This window comes from Citrobacter sp. Cpo065 (assembly GCF_030332805.1).
GTDB classification, from domain to species: domain Bacteria; phylum Pseudomonadota; class Gammaproteobacteria; order Enterobacterales; family Enterobacteriaceae; genus Citrobacter; species Citrobacter portucalensis.
Map to the genome: position 1 here is coordinate 80395 of NZ_JAOWHC010000033.1, position 18814 is coordinate 99208.

The following is an 18814-nucleotide window of genomic DNA, read 5'->3' on the forward strand; positions in this document are numbered from 1 at the left end:
ACAATGTCAGAAATTGCATTACGACTCCAGGATGTACACGTTGCTTATGGCAACAGCCAGCAATCGGTACTGAGCGGATTTTCAATGTCGGTACGTAAAGGTGAAATTGCCTGTCTGCTGGGCGCTTCAGGCTGCGGAAAAACCACGGTGCTACGCGCAGTAGCCGGATTTGAACGCCTGCAAAACGGAGAGATCTATGTGTCACAGCGACGTGTTGCCGGTCCCGGCGTTCATCTGCCACCGGAAAAACGTCATGTCGGCATGGTCTTCCAGGAATATGCGTTATTCCCCCATCTGACCGCGCAGCAAAATGTGGCCTTTGGATTGCGTCGCATGCCGCGTGAGGAACAACAGGCCAGAGTGACTGAGTTGTTGAAAATGGTGGAGTTACACAGCCATGCCAACCGCTATCCGCATGAGCTTTCCGGCGGGCAACAACAGCGTATCGCCCTTGCGCGCGCGTTGGCGCCACATCCGGAAATCCTGTTGCTCGATGAACCCTTCTCCAGCCTGGATAAGCGCACGCGTGAGCGTCTTGGCAACGAGGTACGGGATATTTTGCGCGCCGCCGGGCAAACGGCGCTGTTGGTTACCCACAGTGAACACGAAGCCCAGCTAATGGCTGACCATATTGGCGTGGTAAAAATGGGGCAGTATCAAATTAAAAAAGCGACCCATCCGACCTGAAGGTAAACAGGATCGCCCTGAAAATTAATAATGCTTCTGTACCAGGCTGATGTTCACCGGCATACCGGAACGTCTTTCCAGTGCCTGGCTCCCGCGGCTCAAATCCACGTCATTCCCGCTGATAAAGGTGCGCAAAGCGGGAGTGACTGGCAAAGGCACCTTTCTGTCAGACTCGTATTCCGAACGGTTTCGTGACAGCGGCTCATGTACTTCCACCCAGCGACTACCGTCCGGCTCTTCGCTGTATTTCACCGGTCGGTCAATTAATTGTACACGCGTCCCTACAGGCACCGTATCAAACAGGTACTTGATGTCGTCATTCCGCAAACGGATGCACCCCTGACTTACCCGCAGACCAATACCGAAATTGGCATTTGTCCCGTGAATGGCATAAAGCCTGCCAATATAAATTGCATACAGGCCCATCGGATTTTCTGGTCCGGCAGGAACAAATGCTGGCAAGCTTTCCCCGCGAGCGGCGTATTCACGTCGGGTATTTGGCGTCGGCGTCCAGCTTGGTGCTTCCTGCTTACGTTCTACCGCTGTCACCCAGTTACGCGGCGTTTCTCTACCCGCCTGACCAATGCCAATGGGTAAAACCTCAACCGTATTGCTGCCAGCAGGATAATAGTAAAGCCGCATCTCGGCGACGTTGATGACAATCCCCTCACGCACGGTATCCGGAAGTATCAGTTGCTGTGGCACAACCAGCGTTGAACCCGATTTAGGCAGAAAAACATCGACGCCCGGATTGGCTTCAAGCATATTGCTCAACCCCTGCCCGTACTGAGCGGCAAATGCCTCCAGCGGCTTGGTGTTTCCTTGTGGAACCGTAATAGTCAAAGTGCTACCCACCAGGCGACTCCCCTCTGGCGGCAGCGGATAACTCACCGCCTGCACTCCCTGACTCGCAAGCAGCATAATGAGTGAACAAAGCAGTTTTACACGACGCATCTTTTTCCTTTCCTTCGTCGCAACAGATATCCGTTAAGTATAGCTTTTATTATCTGTTTTAGTGGGTTACGACATATTTGCGCATAAAAAAACCTCGCCATCAGGCGAGGTTCAGGTTGAACGGTAACTACGCTTCCTTACCATCTGGAAGCACGATGTTACTGGCGGCGAGCTGCCCCATATTTTTGTACATAGCACAGGCAGCTTCAACAATCGGCATTGCCAACGCGGCCCCACTGCCTTCACCTAAACGCATCCCCATATTCAGATAAGGATCCAATTCAAGATGCGCCAGCGCGGTGCGGGCGCCCTTCTCAGCGGAGAAGTGTGACGGAATTAAGTAGGGTTTAATTTGTGGTGCAATCTGGCTGGCCGCCAGAGCAGCAGAATACGAAAGAAAACCGTCCAGCACCACAGGCAGACCACAGGAGGCCGCCCCAAGCATCACCCCCGCCATACCGACAAGATCAAACCCGCCAACCTTAGCCAGCACATCGACACCGTCATGGCGATCCGGTTGATTGACGGCAATTGCCCGGCGCACAACGTCTACCTTATTCCCCACCCGAGAAAGAGGAAGGTTAGCGCCAATACCCACGACTTCCTCAGCATCACTGCCGGTCAGCACGCTGACAATGGCCGCCGCAGGTGTAGTATTTGCCATACCAAGCTCCCCGACGCCAAACAGCGTTACACCGTCTTTTGCCAGCTCATGGGTATAGCGGATGACTTCCAGCAACAGCTCCTCGGCCTGCGAACGGCTCATTGCCGGGCCTTCGGCTATATTGCCGCAACCGCGTGCCACACGCATATTCACCACACCGGGAATAGGTTCAGCATCAATCCCAACATCTATCACATGAACCTTCGCCCCAGCCTGAGCGGCCAGGACGCAGACGCCGGTCGTTCCACGCGTCATATTGGCAGCCTGAATAGCCGTGACAACTTTAGGCGAAACGGCAACCCCTTCATCCCACACGCCGTGATCGGCGCACATCACCAGCATCGCTTTGCCGTTCACATGCGGCACACCCTTCAGGCCAGGCATCCCGGCCAATTGTACGGCGAGAGATTCGAGTCGCCCCAAACTTCCCGGCGGCTTAAGCAAGCCGTCGATATGCTGCTGTGCACGCAACATCGCGGCACTGTCTGGTGATGGGATCGTGCGGAGTAAAGAGGTTAAAGTCTGCATAAGGGTTCCAGTATGTGGGCTGACTCAGAGCAGAGCCAGCAAGAAAATCAACTCGCCAAGTTCAATGGCAGCGCCCAGCGTATCGCCGGTTTGCCCACCCAACGTGCGTTTTAATAACTGCCCAAGAATAAAAATCGCCACTATTGTGACAACCAGCGCTGCCACGCCGCGCATGCCGGGAAGTAGCACGGCGGCAAGGATCGCCGCTAATCCCAACGTAACGCAGGTTTGACGCCCGGTGACTTTGCCAATAAAAACGTTGCCCAGCCCTTCTTCGCGGGCATAGCGATGCCGATACATCAGCAACACCGCCGTTCCTCGCCCGGCGACACATGCAGCTGCCAGCGCGGCCAGCATTGGCGTGCCACGCAAAGCCAGTTCGCTCACCACCAGCACCTTTGCCAGTAAAACGAAAATTAACGCCAGTCCACCGTGGGTGCCCAGACGACTGTCGCGCATGATTTCCAGCATCCGCTCGCGTCGGCGCGCCGAAAAAATGCCGTCACAGGTATCCGCCAGACCATCCAGATGAAATCCCCCGGTCAGCAATGCCAGTGTCAACACCGCAAAAAGGGCCGCCAACGGAATACCGCACCAGGGCTGGAGCGCCATAAAGACCAGCCCCGTCAGCCCTCCCAACACGACGCCAATCAGGGGAAACATTACAATACCGCGGGAATAGTGCTCGAAATCCAGTCCTTGCGACCAGCGAGCAGGAACGGGCAAGCGACTGATAAAAGAGAGCATTGCCCAGAACAACTTACTCATTTAATTTTGACTCCAATTCCTGATACCACCAGCCAGACCTCATCCGCTGCCGCCGCCAGTCGCTGGTTCACGCGTCCTGCAATATCACGAAAATGCCGCGCCAGACGGTTCTCCGGCACAATCCCCATTCCCACTTCGTTAGTGACCAACACGATCTTTGCCGGGCAGCGCTGACAGGCTGCGATCAGCGAACGGATTTCACCTTCGATAGACTGCTCCATCGCCGCGTAATCCCAGCTGTCCGGATCGCTTTCACCGCCCAGCGCAAACAGCAAGTTGGTCACCATCGTGGTGATGCATTCCAGCAGAATGGCTTCATGAGGATCGTTCGCGGCCGTGATCAGTTCATCAAGATGTTGCCAACGTTCGGCTGTACGCCAGTGCGCAGGACGTCCATCGCGATGATGCTGAATTCGCGCAGCCATCTCCTCATCAAAAATCTGCGAAGTCGCAATATACAAAACGTTTGGGGAATCAGCGATCAGCGCTTCCGCATGCCGACTCTTACCGCTTCGCGCGCCACCAGTAACCAGAATCATCATACTGGCTCCCGGTGTTGCTGCATGATGGTATAAATTTTTTCAATATCGATGTGTTGCCGCATCGCATCCGCCAGCAGATCAAACTGCTGCGATTTATATTGCGCGTAATGGAAGGTGGAATCCAGCGGAGCTAACCCTTTACGTTCTCGCAGGCCATTGACCAACGCACGGGTGAAATCATCGCTGTCGAAAAGACCGTGAAGATAGGTGCCGAACGCCAGGCCATCCGGAGTGACCGCGCCGTCAGCAACGCTGCCGCCGTCTTTGTGCAACGTCATCACCGACCGGCATTCATCGGTTAATGCTGTTTCGCCCATATGAATTTCATAACCGCGAACGGATAACCCCGCCGTGCCCGCCAGCCAGTCAGGCAGCGATGAAGACATTTGTCCCTCAACCAGGGTCGTGGTTTTGTGCTGGGCAAAATGGGTGACTGTATTGAGTAAGCCCAGACCCGGCAGCGTACCGAGGCCCGACTCTACTTCATCAATGATGGTGTCGCCGAGCATTTGATAGCCGCCGCAAATCCCCACCACCGGTACGTTATTACGATGTAATTGCACGACGCCATGCGCCATCCCACTTTCACGCAGCCATACCAGATCGCCAAGGGTATTTTTGCTGCCCGGCAAAATCACCAGATCGGCCCCCGCCAGCTCTTCAGGCTGGCGAACATAGCGCACGCGCACATCCGGCTGCGCAGCAAGCGCATTGAAATCAGTAAAGTTAGAAATGTGCGGTATTTGAACAACGGCGATATCGATGTCGCGTTTATCAGTGCGCAAATACTTGCCCTTTTGCAGCGCAACGCCGTCTTCATCTTCCAGATCGACATCCAGCCATGGCATCACGCCCAGTACAGGAACGCCGGTCAGCGCTTCAATTTGCTCGATACCGGAGTGCAGCAGCGTCACATCACCGCGAAACTTGTTGATGATCACCCCTTTTACCCGCGCGCGTTCGTGATCGTGCAGCAGCGCCAGCGTGCCGTAAATGGAGGCGAACACCCCGCCACGATCGATATCCGCCACCAAAACGACAGGGCACTGCGCCATCTCGGCCATACCCATATTGACGATATCGCGATCGCGCAGGTTAATCTCTGCCGGGCTCCCCGCTCCTTCCAGCACCAGCACATCGAACTCCTGCGCCAGGCTGTTATAAACTGACAGGATCTGTTCCCGCAGACGTGGCTTGTACTCGTGGTAACTCACCGCGTCCATATCGGTTGCCACTTTACCCATCAGCACTACTTGCGCTTTTCGATCGCTGGTCGGTTTAAGCAACACCGGGTTCATACGCACATCTGGCGTAATGCCTGCGGCTTCGGCCTGAAAAATTTGCGCGCGGCCCATTTCTTTTCCCTCTGGCGTAATGCCAGAGTTCAGCGCCATGTTCTGCGATTTGAACGGCGCGGTATGCAGTCCATCCTGATAAAAAATACGACACAGCCCGGCGACCAATACGCTTTTACCCACATCAGATGCCGTTCCCTGCAACATTATTGCCTGCGTCATGACGCCTCCTTCAGTGCGTTCTCTCGCATACAGCTAAAAAATTCAGCCTCTGTTTTACACAGCGGGAAGCCCAACTCTGTATGCAGCTTCACCAGCCAGGGCTGAGTTAATCCCGCGTGTTCAATAAGATCCGTACGGGCGAATACGTCGCCTGGCGTGCCGTGCGTGAGTACTTCGCCCCGGCGTAAAACGTACACCGCATCGCTGACTTCATAGATAAGATCGATATCATGGCTGGAAATTACGACGTGGTTTCCTTGCGCAACGATGCGTTTGATTATCTCAATCATCTGCGTGCGGCCTGACGGGTCGAGGCCCGCAGTAGGTTCATCCAGCAGCAGATACTGCGCCTGCAACACCAACGCCCCGGCAATCGCTACGCGTTTTTTTTGCCCATGGCTTAAACACTGAATGGGCTGATGGCGAAAATGCTGGGCGTCGACCAGCGTAAGCGCATCTTCCACGCGGCGAGCGATTTCAGCTTCATCCACCCCAAGATTGCGCAGGCTAAAGGCGATATCGCTGTCGATATCGGTATAAAAGATTTGCTGATCGGGGTCCTGAAATACCGTTGCCACCTGTTGACGCAGCGCCAGCAGGCCGCGCTTGCTGTAATCCAGCGGTTTGCCCTGCCACATCACCGCGCCTTGCTGTGGGCGCAATAAGCCACTCAGGTTCATAAACAGCGTGGATTTCCCGCAGCCATTAGCGCCTACCAGTCCGGTGACGGCATGCGTCGAAAAATCCAGCGTTAGCCCTTTGAGGATCGGGTCATCCTGATAGCGAAACCAAAGCGCTGAGGTGGCAAGCATACTTTTCCTTACAGGTGAAAATCACCCTGATACAGTTTGATATCCAGTGTGGTGGTCATTTGCTGGTAGCGGATCAACACACGGGTAAACAGCAATCCCACCAGCATTGCCAGAGAGCGGTAGCCCAACGGCAAGCTACGATAACCAAAACGCAGCGTTTGTGCGCGATGAATAGCCAGCGCCTCGTCTAACAGGATAAAAATAAACCGCCAGGTCAGCAGGATCTGCTCAGTTAGCAGGCGAGGAACGTGCGCGCGTTTGAGTAAGATAATTAATTGCGGAAACGGCAGATTCAGTACCAACCAGAAGGTTGCCGCCAGCGCGGCAAGGCTGCGCCAGAAGGTTTCATTGGCGGTTACCAGACCTGGTGCACTGATCCCCAACCAGTAACTTCCCACAGGTATGCTGGCCAACAGCGTCTGTGGATCGCGGCTGATGCTAAACAAAATGGTCACCACGCCAACCGTGAGAAAACCAAACGGCAATGCCATCCAACGGCACCAGCGCCAGAAGGAAATACGCAGCAGCCAGCAGCTCAGCGCGGCAATAAGTAAAAGCTCAATACCCTGCCCCAACGGGGGCAGAGTAAACGCCAGAATCATCATCACCAGCCAGAGCAGAAATTTCCGCACCGGCGAGACATGAACCCAACGGCTTTGATAGCTAAGCCTGTCAAGCCCGGTCATCACGGCGTTGCCTACCCTTGGTGTAACCCAGGATATAGAAAATCACAGCTGCGCCCAGCGATCCCTGGAGTGTAAACAGCAGACTTTCAATTTCACCGCTTGCGGGTTCATACAACGGTTGGAACCAGGGCTCATAATGCGGGGCAATAGCCTGAATCTGGCTTTCCGCCTCACCATCTGAACCGCCGTACTCCCCACCGTGGTTGATAAAGAACGGCAGGATCACCAGCGCCACTACCATGCCCAATATAATCAGCGTCTTTTTCATCGTTAATGCCCTTGTGCGGTTATCAACTGGCGTTTGGTTAGCTGATCGTAAATCAGCACGGTAAGTAACCCTTCCGCAATCGCAATTGGGATCTGCGTCAAGCAGAAAATCCCCATGAACTTAATGATTGAGCCGGTAGCGCCAGCAGAGGGATCCGGGAACGCAACGCCCAACTGTACAGAAGTCACAAAATAGGTGACGAGATCCGCCAGCATTGCACACAGGAAGACGCAGACATCACGACGCAATCCGGCGCGGCAGGCCATTTTCCACACCATGTAACCCACTACCGGGCCAATTACCGCCATCGACATGCCGTTCGCGCCGAGCGTAGTCAAACCACCGTGTGCCAGCAGCAGAGCCTGGAACAGCAGGACAATCGCCCCAAGGATGGCTACCACGCCCGGTCCAAACAGGATAACCGCCAGGCCTACACCGGTAGGATGTGAGCAGCTTCCGGTAACGGAAGGAATTTTCAGCGCCGACAGCACAAAAATAAAAGCGCCACACAGGGCCAGCAAAACCTTCTGGTGGTTATCCTCCTGCACAATTTGGCGCAGACGTACCAGCCCGTACCACAGGCAGGGTAAAAACAGCAGCCACCAGGCCAGCGCCCACATCGGCGGCAAGAAACCTTCCATAATGTGCATGGCGAACGCTTGTTCAGGAACAATCATCAGTAATAGCGCCGCAGCCAACCCGCTGAAAGACAGCTGTTTTAGCTGTTGTTCAAGCTTCATTGTGCATACTCCCACTGTTTATTGACCAGAATGGTCGAGAAATAAGGCAGCGGCTGATCGTCGCTCACCTCATCGAGATGACGCCAGCACTGTTCACCTGGCAGCGTGGCTTCAGACATCATTAATGCACAGTCCAACAAACCTTCTTGTTGTAGCAGCGCTTTGATACGTGCAAAACGACCGTACACTTTCATCAACACCAGACTGTCATGCTGTTGTAACGCTTGCTGGATTTCCGCTTCCGGTGCGGTACAGGAGACCACCGCCAGTGACTGCTGCTCCATAGCGAGCGGCGTTTTGGAACGCGCGGCAATCGCGGCGAAAGACGTGACGCCAGGAACGATTTCCAGCCAGTCAGGACAACCAATACGCTGAAGTAAAAAGACCCAGGTGCTGAACAGCATCGCATCGCCGAGAGTGATAAACCCCACCTGCTTACCGGCCTCGACTTCCTGAACCAGCGCGGCAGCAACTTCATCCCAGACGGCCTCTTTTTCAGCGCTATCGGCACTCATAGGAAAATGGCAGCAGCGGACTTCGGTCTGTTCACCGATATACTCACGTACAATCGACAATGCCAGACTGTCGCCGCCTTTACGCCCGGCAGGCGCATAGAGAATATCCAGCGCGCCCAGCGTGCGTGCGGCACGCACGGTAATCAAGTCGGAAGCACCTGGCCCGGTGCTCAGTGCATACAGTTTTCCGCTCATGCTGCTTCCTCCAGCGCCACATTAAGCGCCTGCTGTAAATGTGCCACGAACATGGCGCGAACCGCTGGGTTCTCACCCAGACCACTAAGCCACGGAGTAGCCGGTATCCCTGCTGCATTGAACAACGTTTTCCAGGAATCATCTTCGTCGGAGGCCATATCGTTGATGGCATGGTCACCAGCGACTAACATCAGCGGCATCAGATGAACCGCCGTCACCCCTTCCTGAGATAAACTTTCAATCAGCACATCCACTTCCGGATAGCTTTCCACCGCCCCAACCCGCGCGGGAAAGCGCTGCGCCGTCATCATGTGGTCGAGACAGGCATAGGCGGCAAAAGCATGGTGGCTGGCGCCGTGTCCCATAAAGACCACTTTTTCACTTTCGCCAAGCGCCGGCATCTGCTGTTGCAGCGCCAGCATCAACTGTGCGTAATCTTCATGGCTGCTCAGCAGCGGTACGCCGAGCGTCAGGCGTGAAAACAGCGGACGCATACTTTGCACTTCGCGGACAATTTTTTCGTATTCGTCACCATTAATAATGTGCAGCGACTGAATAGCCACATCCTGATACCCCTGCTCCGCCAGTTTTTGCAGCGCCTGCAGCGGCGTGTCGATTTCAATACCGTCTCGCTGCTTGAGCTTGCGGATTATCATCCCGGAGGTAAACGCCCGGAACAGGTCGCGGTCAGGGCAGCTAGCTGCGAGATCGCGCTCACAGGCCACAATATTTTTCTCGCAGGTGTCGTGATAGCTGGTGCCAAAGCTGACCACCAGAAGCGCCTTTTTCATCTCAAACTCCTTAAGCAGTGGCCAGCCAGCGCGTTAAACGCGCCCCAAAGGCGGCCTGACTTTCCAGTAACTCTTCTCCCGTCACCAACGGTGCCGGACGTGTAATCACGATGCAGGGGATTCCGGCATCCAGACAGGGTTGAACCTTTTCCTGATAACCACCTTCAGCGCCAGATGCTTTGGTGATCACCACATCAGCCTGGCACTGGCGATAAAACGCAGCGTTGAACTCGGCGCTAAACGGTCCGCACAGTGCGAAGATTTCACCGACGCCAAATCCCAGATCCGCGCATTGCTGAATGACCTCAGGAACAGGCAGAACGCGCGCCAGCAGCGTTTTTTCAGGCAACCCTTCGCGCCAGATAGCCAGATCTTTACTGCCGGTCGTCAGCAGCACACGATCGCCGAAGCGTCGCGCCAACTCACAGGCTTGCTGAATGCTTTGTACGGTATACAGGTGCGGGTGAGTTAAACCACTCAACTGCTCAGGACGCTGGTAGCGGCTCAGCAGTACGCCCGCCGCTTCGCAGGCGCTCATGATGTTGCGGCTCACCACCTCGGCGTATGGATGCGAGGCATCGATCACCCAGCGCGTCCGATTTTCCTGTAGCCAGGCAATCATTTGTTCGCGCTCCAGACGCCCGCAGCGCACCTGGCCTTTGATGTCTCCCGCCAGTTGTTTCCCTGTTGGGGTTGCAACTGACAAGGTGTAGGCCACGTTTGCCGCATCCAGTTGCTGGCACAGCATGCGCGCATCGCTCGTACCGCCCATGACCAGCACATCACCGTAATTCACAGCACATAACCTCGTGGCGTGATCATCAGGCCGTCCTGAACATAGGTTGTTTTGTTACCCACGATCACAAGGCTGGTCATATCAACCGGTTCGAAATCCATTTCACCGAGCGTGGTTAACCATTTTTCCTGCTTTTTACGTCCGGCAGACTTCACAATACCAACCGGCGTTTGTGCGCTTTTGCTGGCGGAAAGCAGCTCAAATGCGCGCGCCAGATGACCTTCGCGACCCCGACTGCGCGGGTTGTAGAAACAGATAACAAAGTCTGCCTCACCGGCGGCAACGATGCGTTTTTCGATAACCGGCCACGGCGTTAACAGATCGCTTAAGCTGATGTGGCAGAAGTCGTGCATCAGCGGCGCACCCAGCAAAGAGGCCGCGGCAATACTAGCGGTCATGCCTGGTATTAGCCTGACCTCAACATCCAGCTTTTGCTTGCTGACCAGTTCGAGCACCAGCCCGGCCATACCGTAAATCCCCGCGTCACCGCTACTGATCAGCGCCACGTTGTGACCCGCCTGTGCCAGTTCGATCGCCGCCTGGCAGCGTTCAATCTCTTTGCACATTCCGGTTTTGATCACCTGCTTGTCACCCGTGAACGCTTTTACCAGATGGGTGTAGGTTTTATAGCCAACGATGATTTCCGCTGCCTGCAGTGCTTCAACGGCTTCCATGGTCATCATTGCCTGCGAGCCAGGGCCAATTCCAATTACGCTTAACATCAGTGTGAAACTCCCAAAGTGATAGTGACGCCCTGTTCTCGCAGGGTCTCGCCTAACAGTTTTCCGTGGCTCAACAGCCAGGCTGCAGGACCGGAAACGCTTCCTGTACCCACCGTTTTGCGAACAAACGATGAGGCTGGAAAACGGTGCTCATGCTCACGCAGCGCGTCAGCGGTAAAGGTTTCGAAAGGAACGCGGCAGCACGAAGCCAGTTGGATAAGTCCCTGTTCATCTTTTTTCAGCGTGATGCTGCCAATCGCTTTTAGCGCCAACGGATCGAGCTGTTGGGCTTCGAGCTGCCGGGCAAGCAGCGCGGCCAGCAGAGGGAACGGCGTATCACGGCGACAGCCGATTCCGGCTACAACGCGCTGTGGCACCAACTTCCAGTGCGGAACAGGCAGGTCAGGTAAATTGGTGCGTAAGGTGATGCACACCAACGCATCCAGTTCAGGGAGCTGGTTGAGATCGGTAACCGTGATAAATCCGCGCCGGTCGCAATGGCTGACATCCTGCGTCAGTTCGTCATCCCACCACAAACCAACCCGCTTATTGCTGACCAGCATCTGGTTCACGATCTTCACCGCCGAACGGAAATCACTCATCCGGGCATTCAGTTGAAATGCCAGCGTATCCAGTGCCGCCATATCGTTCACATCCGTCGCGGTAGTGATAACCGGGTCAGCGCCCAACATGCCCGCCAGATAACGCGCCAACGCATTGGCACCGCCCGCGTGACCGGAGAGCAGGCTGATGACATGCTGGGCACGTTCATCAATGACCACCACCGCCGGATCGCAGAATTTGTCGTTGACCAGCGGGGCCAGTACGCGCACCGCAATGCCGGTCGCACCGATAAAAATCAGCGCCGAATAATTCGTAAACGCTTCGCGGGCGGTATTCGCAAAGCCGTTTTCAAAGGGAATAAACCCCTCCTCCAGCAGCTTTTCACTGGTAAAACAGGTAACCGGCAGCATGGCTGCCAGGCGTTTCGCCAGCACAACGCCGCCAGGAGTCAGGCAAAAAAGCGCAATTGACTCAGGCTTTACGGTATTCATGGCTAAAGTCCGCCGCATAGAGTTTGGAGTAGTGATACTCCGAGCCCAGGAAATTACCGACCAGAATAAGGGCCGTTTTACGGATGCCCGCATCGCGAACCTTGTCGCCAATATCCGCCAGGGTCCCGCGCACAGTCTGACTTTCCGGCCAGGTCGCTTTATAGATCACCGCCACGGGCGTGGTCGCCGGATAGCCGCCTTCAATAAGACGCTCGGCCACCCGATGAATACGCTGGACGGAAAGATAAATCGCCATTGATGTCTGATGGCTGGCAAAAGACTCCAGCTGTTCACGCTCTGGTACCGAGGTGCGGCCTTCCAGGCGCGTAATGATCAGGCTCTGTGAAACTTCGGGCACGGTATACTCAACGCCCAGCTCCGCCGCCGCGCCGAGGAACGCGCTGACGCCGGGCACCACCTGCCAGTCAATCCCGCGTTTGGTCAGCTCCTCACCCTGCTCGCGTACGGAACCGTACAACGAGACATCACCGGTTTGCAGGCGCACAACGGTCTTGCCCGCTTTCACTCCGGCCTCCATCAGATCAAGGATCTGCTCCAGATGCAGTTCGGCACTGTCGTGACATTCAGCACCGGCAGGGCAATACTCCAGCAATTCAGTGTTAATCAGCGATCCGGCGTAGATAACAACCTGCGCCTGCTGCAGCAACCGGTAACCTTTGAGGGTAATCAGCTCGCGATCGCCAGGACCTGCGCCAACAAACCACACGCTACGGGGATCAAAAATCTCAGACATGGTTTCCTTCCTTCTGACAGGCGATAACAAATACGGGGTTATTCGGTTTAAAATAGTGACCATTGCCAAGCGTGGTAAGCGAGGAAACCTGTAGCTGCAGGCAATCCACTCCCTGTACGCCAAGATGATCCAGATGTGCCAGCGCGGTGTTGAGGTTTTCCTGGAGGATAAACGTCATTACCAGACGCCCTGCGGGATGCAATTGGCGCATCGACCAGTCAATTAGTTCGGTCAGATGGCCTCCGCTGCCGCCCATAAAAATGGCATCGGCTTTTTCAGCGATGGTCATGGGAGCAACGCCGGGAAAAATATCGATATTTGCGCAGGCAAAATGCTGGCGGTTTTCATCCAGCAACCTGAGCGCCGCCGGGTTACGTTCGATGGCCGTTACACGTAATCCGGGATATTGCAACGCCGCATCTATCGACACGCTGCCGGTTCCGGCACCAATATCAATCAGGTGACTGGCGCGGTGTAATTCAAGTTTTGAGAGGGCAAGTGCGCGTACCGCTTCTTTGGTCATCGGCACTTTCTCTCCACGCAGAAACAGCTCATCTTTCATCAAGGATCACCACTGCATTCATGTCATAGTCAGCGTTAACTTCACGCACAGGCAGGAAATGGATCTGTTCGTTTTCCATCGCCAGGTTTTCGCCAATCACCATCCAGCGATGCCCCTTGCCTCGGGCAATGAGCTGCTGCGCGATTTCACGCGGGCCACACAGCGCATCAGTCACCATCGCCACCTTGTTATGTCGCGCCAGCTCATCAAAACAGACGCTGCGGCCATGGCTACTGGTCAGCCACATATCGTTCATATCAATACCGGACTGCGCGCACAGGTACTGCACCGCACTAATGCCGGGAATAATCCGCACATTCTCAATACCAAAATGCGCCACCATGCGCGTCCCGATGCCGTAAAACAGGGGATCGCCAGACGCCAGTACCACAACGTGCTTCTCCTGGTGCGCGCTAATCCAGCTCAGGAGTTCCGGGATATTGGCGCCAAGAGCAAACTGTTCACCGGTAAAATCCGGGAATTGCTGCAAATGCCGCTTTCCACCGACCAGAACATCCGCCGTCGCGACCGCTTCTCGTGCCGCAGGCGTCATCAAATGCAAACCGGCGGGGCCCATCCCTACAACGGTTAACATTGCATCTCCTCAGCAATCTCTGCGACCGGCCGATTACTTCCAAGGACCTGATTATCAAAAGAAAACATGATGGCATCGCAGGTCGGGGGATTTTTGGTAAAGCGCAATGTTTGCAGGACACGCATACAAATGCGCTGAGCCAGATGGTCATAAATGTGCTGGAAACCGTACGCCTCGATATGTTCCATCGCCGCTTCGGTGGTATCGCACTCACTGACTAACGTCAGCAGTTCCAGCGGTGCGCCAAGTAGCGCGAGGTGAGCCACCAGCGTTTCCATGCGGGCATCGGCAATATGGCTATGGGTATGGAAGATCCCCGCCGCGATTTTGACGAGCTTACCGGGGTGCCCCACCAGCACGATTTGCCGGAACCCCAGACGTACAGCTTCTTCAATCATGTAACCGACAAAGTTGCTCATGGTGACCACCACCTGGGTGTCGATACCCATTTGCTCGCGCACAAAACGCTCGCCGTGGTTTCCCGGCACCAGTACAACACGCTCCAGCCCTGCCGCCCGCTTAATTTCCAGCTCAAGCGACAGCGAACGCTTCCAGCTCTCTTCTGACATCGGCGTGACAATACCCGTTGTGCCGATAATCGAAATGCCGCCAAGAATGCCAAGGCGAGAGTTGTAGGTTTTTTGCGCCCGTTCTTCGCCTTCTGGCGCGAAGATTTCAATCTGCGCCCCACGATTTGGGCCAATCGCTTCGCGGACAGCTGATTCAATGGTCTGGCGAGGTGTACGGTTAATCGCCGAACTGCCCACCGGCAGGCCAATCCCCTTGCGGGTTACCGTACCGACCCCTTCACCGCCCTGTAAGGCAATCACGCCGCTATCGTCTAACGTCACGCGGGCAAAAATCAGCATGCCATGGGTGGCGTCCACATCATCTCCACCGTCTTTGCGGATGGCCGCTATTGCCTGCTGCCCTTCGATATGCGGTGACTCCACGTTCAGGCACAGCGTCACCCCGGAAGGCGTCACGATGGAAACCTGATGGATGAGGTGTTGGCGCAATACCATCAACGCGGCAACTTTTGCTGCCGCCGTGGCGCACGATCCCGTGGTATATCCTTTACGCAGCGCTTTACCGTTGTGCCACACCGGCGTATCGAAGGCCTCGCTCATCGCGCCCCCTGCATGTGATAAAGCATGGCGTTGACGATAGCGGCGGCGACATTGCTTCCCCCTTTGCGGCCTAACGCTGCAATGGCGGGCAAATTGCTTTGGGTCAGGGCATCTTTCGACTCTTCAGCACCAACGAACCCGACCGGTACACCCACCACACCGCTGACGGCAACATCATGCTCAAGCAGGCGGAACAGCGCAGTCGGCGCGTTGCCAAAGACAAACAGCTTTTCCCCCTCTTCCTTCACCGCAATGTCGACTGCCGCCATGGACCGGGTAATACCCTGCTCTTTTGCCGTACGCACAACCCGCGGGTCGCTGATGTAGCAGCGGCATTCACCGCCGAATTTTGCCAGCAGCGTTTTATTGATCCCGGAAAGCGCCATCGTGGTATCGGTATAAATCACGCTCGAACGGCTAAGCGCAGCACAAAACTGCTCCAGCACATCACTGGAAAACCACAGAATGTCCAGCCAGTCGAAATCTGCCGTCGTGTGAATAACCCGCTTGATAATGGCTTCATGTAACGGACTGGCAAACTGATAGTCCGGACGGGTTTCACGGATGATCTCGCCAATAATGTCGAAACTTTTGGCTTCAATCGCCTGGGGTTGCTGGATGTATTGCATTATGTTGTCCTCAGGCTACACCGACCCACAGCCACCGCAGCGCAATAAACAGCGCCAGTGCCAGCGTCGATGCCACCCACATCAGTCGAATCGTATGGGAAATGTCGTCTACCGAAATGTCACGTTGAGCATCACCGATCCACGGTTTCTCAACGCGCTCGCCAAAGTAGTCATTAGGACCACCCAGCCGAATGCCTAATGCCCCGGCTACGGATGCCTCTGACCATGCACAGTTTGGGCTGCTGTGGTTGTAGCGATCGCGCCAGCCAATCTGTAAAGCTCGCGAGCCGTCTTTACGACATAAAAATGCAGCCACGCCCAGCAACAGCCAGCTCAGTCTTGCAGGAATAAAGTTCGCGACATCGTCCAGACGCGCGCTGACCATACCAATAGCGCGGTATTTTTCATGTTTGTAGCCCACCATGGAGTCAAGGGTGTTTACCGCTTTGTAGGCCATCGCCAGGGGCGCACCGCCGAGGAGGAGAAAGAACAACGGCGCGATAATGCCGTCTACGGTGTTTTCAGCCACGGTTTCCACCACCGCGCGATTGATCTGCTGCGGTTGCAGCTGTGAGGTATCACGCCCCACAATCCACGATAGTTTTTCCCGACTCTGAGCAAGGTCACCGGCACGTAGAGGACGTTCGACATCCTGCGCGGCCTTTGCCAGGCAGCGCCCGGCCAGCACGGTAAAGATCATCCATACCTCTACCACCCAACCCAACCAGGGATGAATAGATTCTGCCAGTGCCAGCACGCCCCAGGACACCGCCCAGGTCAGACCAACTACCACAATCCACATCACCGCGCCGCCGATGCGCAGCGCACGGTCGCTATGGCAATAACGCCGAATAACTCGCTGCACGGCAGAAATCAGATTGCCAATCCAGCGCACCGGATGCGGCCAGTTCTGCGGATCGCCGATGATAAAATCAATCAGCCAGGCAACACACCATGCAAGGATCGTCATAGCGCACACCTCGCGGCTGCCAGCCAATGGTTAAGCATCTGCGGACGTTGAGCAAAATGAACGTGTAGATAGCTGGCGAAGGTGTTTCCGACCTGCCAGCCGCCGGACCAGGCTTGCAGCGTTTTACCATCGCGCACTTTGCGACAGTTCATTACCGCTGGCGTTTCAGGAGTAAAATCGGAGTAGTGGAATTCATGTCCGCGCAGCACTTCGCCTTCTGCAGCTAACAATGTTTGCTGCGCGGCCTGCGCTTCGCAGTAGCCAAATCGGGCCAGACGTTTCCCCATTTTGCTGTGGCCGGGAATGATATCCGCCATCAGCCAGGTATCGCCGTTGCTGTCCTCAAGCGAACTGCCGAGATACATCAGCCCGCCGCACTCTGCATAAATCGCGACGCCACGTTGATGTGCCTCTCGCAGTTGATTCAGCATCGAGACATTGCGAGCCAGCGCCGCAGCGTGTAGCTCAGGATATCCGCCACCTAACCAGATCATCTGACAGTCCGGTAAACAGGTGTCGTGCAACGGGCTAAAACGGACAACTTTAAGCCCCGTACGTTCCAGCAGCGTAATGTTGTCCGGGTAGTAGAAGTTGAAGGCTTCGTCATCGGCAACTGCAACCGTTAGCCCTGCTCCGGCGTCTGCGGCAGGAAGCGCGGGCCATTCGCCAGCAGGAAGATTGGTTGACTGGCTTAGTGTCAGCAGCGCGTCGATATCAAGGGTTTGCTCCAGCGTCGCGGCAAAAGCCTGCCACGGTTGCTGATTGATAACCGACTCACGTGCGGTTACTAAACCCAGATGACGTTCGGGAAGGGCAACGCCCTCCATACGGGGTACGTAGCCCAAGACGGGTACATCGCAGTAACGTTCGATTGCGACTTTCAGTAACTGGTAATGCGTTTCGCTGTTAACCCGATTAACAATAACCCCGGCGATGTTCAGGGTGGGATCAAAATGCTGAAAACCCATTACCGTTGCGGCGATTGAAGTGGAAACGGCTTTGCCATCAACCAGTAAGATGACCGGACAGCCTAACTGTTTAGCCATCGCGGCGGTGCTGCAGTAGTTTGGGTCGGTACCATAGCCGTCATACAGCCCCATCACACCTTCAATAACGGCGATATCCGCATGTTGCATCTGCTCGTTGAATAGAGCGTTCAGCGTGGGGACGGGAAGCATGAAGCTATCAAGATTGCGGGAAGCGGTACCGCATACCGCTGTATGCCAGCCGGTATCAAGGTAATCAGGACCCACTTTGCAAGGTTGGACGCGCAAACCGCGTTTTTTCAACAAGCTCAACAAGCCCAGCGTCACCGTGGTTTTACCACAGCCGCTTCCGGTACCTGCAAGAACAAATGCGTGAAAATTGGCCGCCATACCCTGATCCTGTTCAGGGTGGTAGGGGTGTAGAGATACCCAGTCTCTCGACTGTATGCATCTGAACCACCCACTTCCCACCGAAGTTGTTGGTAGTCACTGACAGGCAGGTCTTCTGGCTTAGCGTCATCCTCACCCGTCCTTCCCAATCTTGCGATCAGTGGTCCATACGGGGTCGTCAGCATCACAGCAGCGGGGGCTGCGGGGGATTCTCACCCCCTTCCCTACCACAAATGTGGCAAACCTGTCAGTTCAAGAGCCTGGTTAATTAAGCTCTCTGTTATGAGGTAAATTCACGACCTCATGACAATAATTCAATTTAATATCTTTCCGAGTTCATTCAGCCAATTTTCTGGCCTTAACCCACTTATTCATACGTTCACTTTTTGAATGAAAGTATCAGCTAAGAATAAAGAAAGTCATTCACACAGACACTGTATCTCATCACAAAAATAAAAACTGGTGCAGTTTATCCCTCTAATACCATTATTTTGTTGCGCTATGACAATTTATTGACTGCTGTTGTCACATTTCATTTTATAATGACTAACATAGCGC

General features: G+C 55.0%; 22 protein-coding genes and 1 riboswitch. Of the genes, 1 reads left to right on the plus strand and 21 read right to left on the minus strand.

The window, feature by feature from the left end:
- Positions 1-3: 3 nt before the first annotated feature.
- Entirely contained in the window at positions 4-687 is a 684-nt protein-coding gene (locus OGY68_RS15750; RefSeq protein ID WP_032669186.1) for an ABC transporter ATP-binding protein, read from the plus strand.
- Positions 688-711: 24 nt separating this feature from the next.
- On the opposite strand, the gene ldtA is transcribed toward OGY68_RS15750, so the two are convergent.
- From ldtA to OGY68_RS15855, 21 genes are all read right to left on the minus strand, one after another.
- Positions 712-1641 (minus strand): L,D-transpeptidase, encoded by a 930-nt coding sequence (ldtA, locus tag OGY68_RS15755; RefSeq protein WP_057067531.1) that lies wholly within the window; start codon positions 1639-1641, stop codon positions 712-714.
- A 127-nt stretch (positions 1642-1768) separates the two neighbouring features.
- Positions 1769-2833, minus strand: coding sequence for a nicotinate-nucleotide--dimethylbenzimidazole phosphoribosyltransferase (gene cobT / locus OGY68_RS15760; protein ID WP_048216014.1), 1065 nt, complete (start codon positions 2831-2833; stop codon positions 1769-1771).
- A gap of 24 nt (positions 2834-2857) precedes the next feature.
- Positions 2858-3601, minus strand: coding sequence for an adenosylcobinamide-GDP ribazoletransferase (gene cobS, locus OGY68_RS15765; protein ID WP_003834082.1), 744 nt, complete (start codon positions 3599-3601; stop codon positions 2858-2860).
- Positions 3598-4143: a bifunctional adenosylcobinamide kinase/adenosylcobinamide-phosphate guanylyltransferase gene (cobU, locus tag OGY68_RS15770; RefSeq protein WP_111465414.1), complete on the minus strand. Its 546-nt coding sequence runs from the start codon at positions 4141-4143 to the stop codon at positions 3598-3600. Before cobU ends, cobS begins: the two co-directional genes overlap by 4 nt.
- Positions 4140-5660, minus strand: a complete 1521-nt coding sequence (locus OGY68_RS15775; RefSeq protein ID WP_057067533.1) for a cobyric acid synthase — start codon at positions 5658-5660, stop codon at positions 4140-4142. The genes cobU and OGY68_RS15775 overlap by 4 nt, the downstream gene beginning before the upstream one ends.
- The gene (locus OGY68_RS15780; protein WP_057067534.1) at positions 5657-6472 is read right to left on the minus strand and encodes an energy-coupling factor ABC transporter ATP-binding protein; all 816 of its coding nucleotides are present in this window, start codon (positions 6470-6472) and stop codon (positions 5657-5659) included. The genes OGY68_RS15775 and OGY68_RS15780 overlap by 4 nt, the downstream gene beginning before the upstream one ends.
- Positions 6473-6480: 8 nt before the next feature.
- Positions 6481-7158, minus strand: a complete 678-nt coding sequence (locus OGY68_RS15785; protein ID WP_003834087.1) for an energy-coupling factor ABC transporter transmembrane protein — start codon at positions 7156-7158, stop codon at positions 6481-6483.
- Positions 7145-7426, minus strand: a complete 282-nt coding sequence (locus OGY68_RS15790; protein ID WP_003030289.1) for an energy-coupling factor ABC transporter substrate-binding protein — start codon at positions 7424-7426, stop codon at positions 7145-7147. The genes OGY68_RS15785 and OGY68_RS15790 overlap by 14 nt, the downstream gene beginning before the upstream one ends.
- 2 nt (positions 7427-7428) lie before the next feature.
- A complete protein-coding gene (gene cbiM, locus OGY68_RS15795; protein WP_003834098.1) occupies positions 7429-8166 on the minus strand; it encodes a cobalt ECF transporter S component CbiM in 738 nt (245 codons plus the stop codon).
- Positions 8163-8876, minus strand: coding sequence for a cobalt-factor II C(20)-methyltransferase (locus tag OGY68_RS15800; protein ID WP_057067535.1), 714 nt, complete (start codon positions 8874-8876; stop codon positions 8163-8165). Before OGY68_RS15800 ends, cbiM begins: the two co-directional genes overlap by 4 nt.
- Positions 8873-9667, minus strand: coding sequence for a sirohydrochlorin cobaltochelatase (cbiK, locus tag OGY68_RS15805; RefSeq protein ID WP_008785135.1), 795 nt, complete (start codon positions 9665-9667; stop codon positions 8873-8875). Before cbiK ends, OGY68_RS15800 begins: the two co-directional genes overlap by 4 nt.
- A gap of 10 nt (positions 9668-9677) precedes the next feature.
- Positions 9678-10463, minus strand: coding sequence for a cobalt-precorrin-6A reductase (locus OGY68_RS15810; protein ID WP_008785136.1), 786 nt, complete (start codon positions 10461-10463; stop codon positions 9678-9680).
- The gene (locus OGY68_RS15815) at positions 10460-11185 is read right to left on the minus strand and encodes a precorrin-3B C(17)-methyltransferase (protein ID WP_003030278.1); all 726 of its coding nucleotides are present in this window, start codon (positions 11183-11185) and stop codon (positions 10460-10462) included. Before OGY68_RS15815 ends, OGY68_RS15810 begins: the two co-directional genes overlap by 4 nt.
- Complete coding sequence (gene cbiG, locus OGY68_RS15820) at positions 11185-12240, minus strand: cobalt-precorrin 5A hydrolase (protein WP_003834107.1); 1056 nt, start codon at positions 12238-12240, stop codon at positions 11185-11187. The genes OGY68_RS15815 and cbiG overlap by 1 nt, the downstream gene beginning before the upstream one ends.
- Positions 12221-12994: a cobalt-precorrin-4 methyltransferase gene (locus tag OGY68_RS15825; RefSeq protein WP_286617245.1), complete on the minus strand. Its 774-nt coding sequence runs from the start codon at positions 12992-12994 to the stop codon at positions 12221-12223. The genes cbiG and OGY68_RS15825 overlap by 20 nt, the downstream gene beginning before the upstream one ends.
- Positions 12987-13556, minus strand: coding sequence for a decarboxylating cobalt-precorrin-6B (C(15))-methyltransferase (locus OGY68_RS15830; protein WP_057067536.1), 570 nt, complete (start codon positions 13554-13556; stop codon positions 12987-12989). Before OGY68_RS15830 ends, OGY68_RS15825 begins: the two co-directional genes overlap by 8 nt.
- Positions 13546-14151, minus strand: coding sequence for a cobalt-precorrin-7 (C(5))-methyltransferase (locus OGY68_RS15835; RefSeq protein ID WP_008785139.1), 606 nt, complete (start codon positions 14149-14151; stop codon positions 13546-13548). The genes OGY68_RS15830 and OGY68_RS15835 overlap by 11 nt, the downstream gene beginning before the upstream one ends.
- Positions 14145-15281 carry a cobalt-precorrin-5B (C(1))-methyltransferase CbiD gene (cbiD, locus tag OGY68_RS15840; RefSeq protein WP_032943892.1) on the minus strand — a complete coding sequence of 379 codons (1137 nt, stop codon included), beginning with the start codon at positions 15279-15281 and terminating at the stop codon, positions 14145-14147. The genes OGY68_RS15835 and cbiD overlap by 7 nt, the downstream gene beginning before the upstream one ends.
- The gene (locus tag OGY68_RS15845) at positions 15278-15910 is read right to left on the minus strand and encodes a cobalt-precorrin-8 methylmutase (protein ID WP_008785140.1); all 633 of its coding nucleotides are present in this window, start codon (positions 15908-15910) and stop codon (positions 15278-15280) included. The genes cbiD and OGY68_RS15845 overlap by 4 nt, the downstream gene beginning before the upstream one ends.
- A gap of 10 nt (positions 15911-15920) precedes the next feature.
- Positions 15921-16880 carry an adenosylcobinamide-phosphate synthase CbiB gene (gene cbiB / locus OGY68_RS15850; RefSeq protein WP_008785141.1) on the minus strand — a complete coding sequence of 320 codons (960 nt, stop codon included), beginning with the start codon at positions 16878-16880 and terminating at the stop codon, positions 15921-15923.
- The gene (locus OGY68_RS15855) at positions 16877-18256 is read right to left on the minus strand and encodes a cobyrinic acid a,c-diamide synthase CobB (protein WP_286617247.1); all 1380 of its coding nucleotides are present in this window, start codon (positions 18254-18256) and stop codon (positions 16877-16879) included. Before OGY68_RS15855 ends, cbiB begins: the two co-directional genes overlap by 4 nt.
- Before the next feature lie 88 nt (positions 18257-18344).
- A riboswitch (cobalamin riboswitch) is annotated at positions 18345-18519 on the minus strand.
- Between the last annotated feature and the right edge of the window lie 295 nt (positions 18520-18814).

What these genes read in the sequence shown, in the direction of transcription:
- OGY68_RS15750 (WP_032669186.1), top strand. Translation starts at nt 4, where the DNA reads ATGTCAGAAATTGCATTACGACTCCAGGATGTACACGTTGCTTATGGC.
- ldtA (WP_057067531.1), bottom strand. Translation starts at nt 1,641, where the DNA reads ATGCGTCGTGTAAAACTGCTTTGTTCACTCATTATGCTGCTTGCGAGT.
- cobT (WP_048216014.1), bottom strand. Translation starts at nt 2,833, where the DNA reads ATGCAGACTTTAACCTCTTTACTCCGCACGATCCCATCACCAGACAGT.
- cobS (WP_003834082.1), bottom strand. Translation starts at nt 3,601, where the DNA reads ATGAGTAAGTTGTTCTGGGCAATGCTCTCTTTTATCAGTCGCTTGCCC.
- cobU (WP_111465414.1), bottom strand. Translation starts at nt 4,143, where the DNA reads ATGATGATTCTGGTTACTGGTGGCGCGCGAAGCGGTAAGAGTCGGCAT.
- OGY68_RS15775 (WP_057067533.1), bottom strand. Translation starts at nt 5,660, where the DNA reads ATGACGCAGGCAATAATGTTGCAGGGAACGGCATCTGATGTGGGTAAA.
- OGY68_RS15780 (WP_057067534.1), bottom strand. Translation starts at nt 6,472, where the DNA reads ATGCTTGCCACCTCAGCGCTTTGGTTTCGCTATCAGGATGACCCGATC.
- OGY68_RS15785 (WP_003834087.1), bottom strand. Translation starts at nt 7,158, where the DNA reads ATGACCGGGCTTGACAGGCTTAGCTATCAAAGCCGTTGGGTTCATGTC.
- OGY68_RS15790 (WP_003030289.1), bottom strand. Translation starts at nt 7,426, where the DNA reads ATGAAAAAGACGCTGATTATATTGGGCATGGTAGTGGCGCTGGTGATC.
- cbiM (WP_003834098.1), bottom strand. Translation starts at nt 8,166, where the DNA reads ATGAAGCTTGAACAACAGCTAAAACAGCTGTCTTTCAGCGGGTTGGCT.
- OGY68_RS15800 (WP_057067535.1), bottom strand. Translation starts at nt 8,876, where the DNA reads ATGAGCGGAAAACTGTATGCACTGAGCACCGGGCCAGGTGCTTCCGAC.
- cbiK (WP_008785135.1), bottom strand. Translation starts at nt 9,667, where the DNA reads ATGAAAAAGGCGCTTCTGGTGGTCAGCTTTGGCACCAGCTATCACGAC.
- OGY68_RS15815 (WP_003030278.1), bottom strand. Translation starts at nt 11,185, where the DNA reads ATGTTAAGCGTAATTGGAATTGGCCCTGGCTCGCAGGCAATGATGACC.
- cbiG (WP_003834107.1), bottom strand. Translation starts at nt 12,240, where the DNA reads ATGAATACCGTAAAGCCTGAGTCAATTGCGCTTTTTTGCCTGACTCCT.
- OGY68_RS15825 (WP_286617245.1), bottom strand. Translation starts at nt 12,994, where the DNA reads ATGTCTGAGATTTTTGATCCCCGTAGCGTGTGGTTTGTTGGCGCAGGT.
- OGY68_RS15830 (WP_057067536.1), bottom strand. Translation starts at nt 13,556, where the DNA reads ATGAAAGATGAGCTGTTTCTGCGTGGAGAGAAAGTGCCGATGACCAAA.
- OGY68_RS15835 (WP_008785139.1), bottom strand. Translation starts at nt 14,151, where the DNA reads ATGTTAACCGTTGTAGGGATGGGCCCCGCCGGTTTGCATTTGATGACG.
- cbiD (WP_032943892.1), bottom strand. Translation starts at nt 15,281, where the DNA reads ATGAGCGAGGCCTTCGATACGCCGGTGTGGCACAACGGTAAAGCGCTG.
- OGY68_RS15845 (WP_008785140.1), bottom strand. Translation starts at nt 15,910, where the DNA reads ATGCAATACATCCAGCAACCCCAGGCGATTGAAGCCAAAAGTTTCGAC.
- cbiB (WP_008785141.1), bottom strand. Translation starts at nt 16,880, where the DNA reads ATGACGATCCTTGCATGGTGTGTTGCCTGGCTGATTGATTTTATCATC.
- OGY68_RS15855 (WP_286617247.1), bottom strand. Translation starts at nt 18,256, where the DNA reads ATGGCGGCCAATTTTCACGCATTTGTTCTTGCAGGTACCGGAAGCGGC.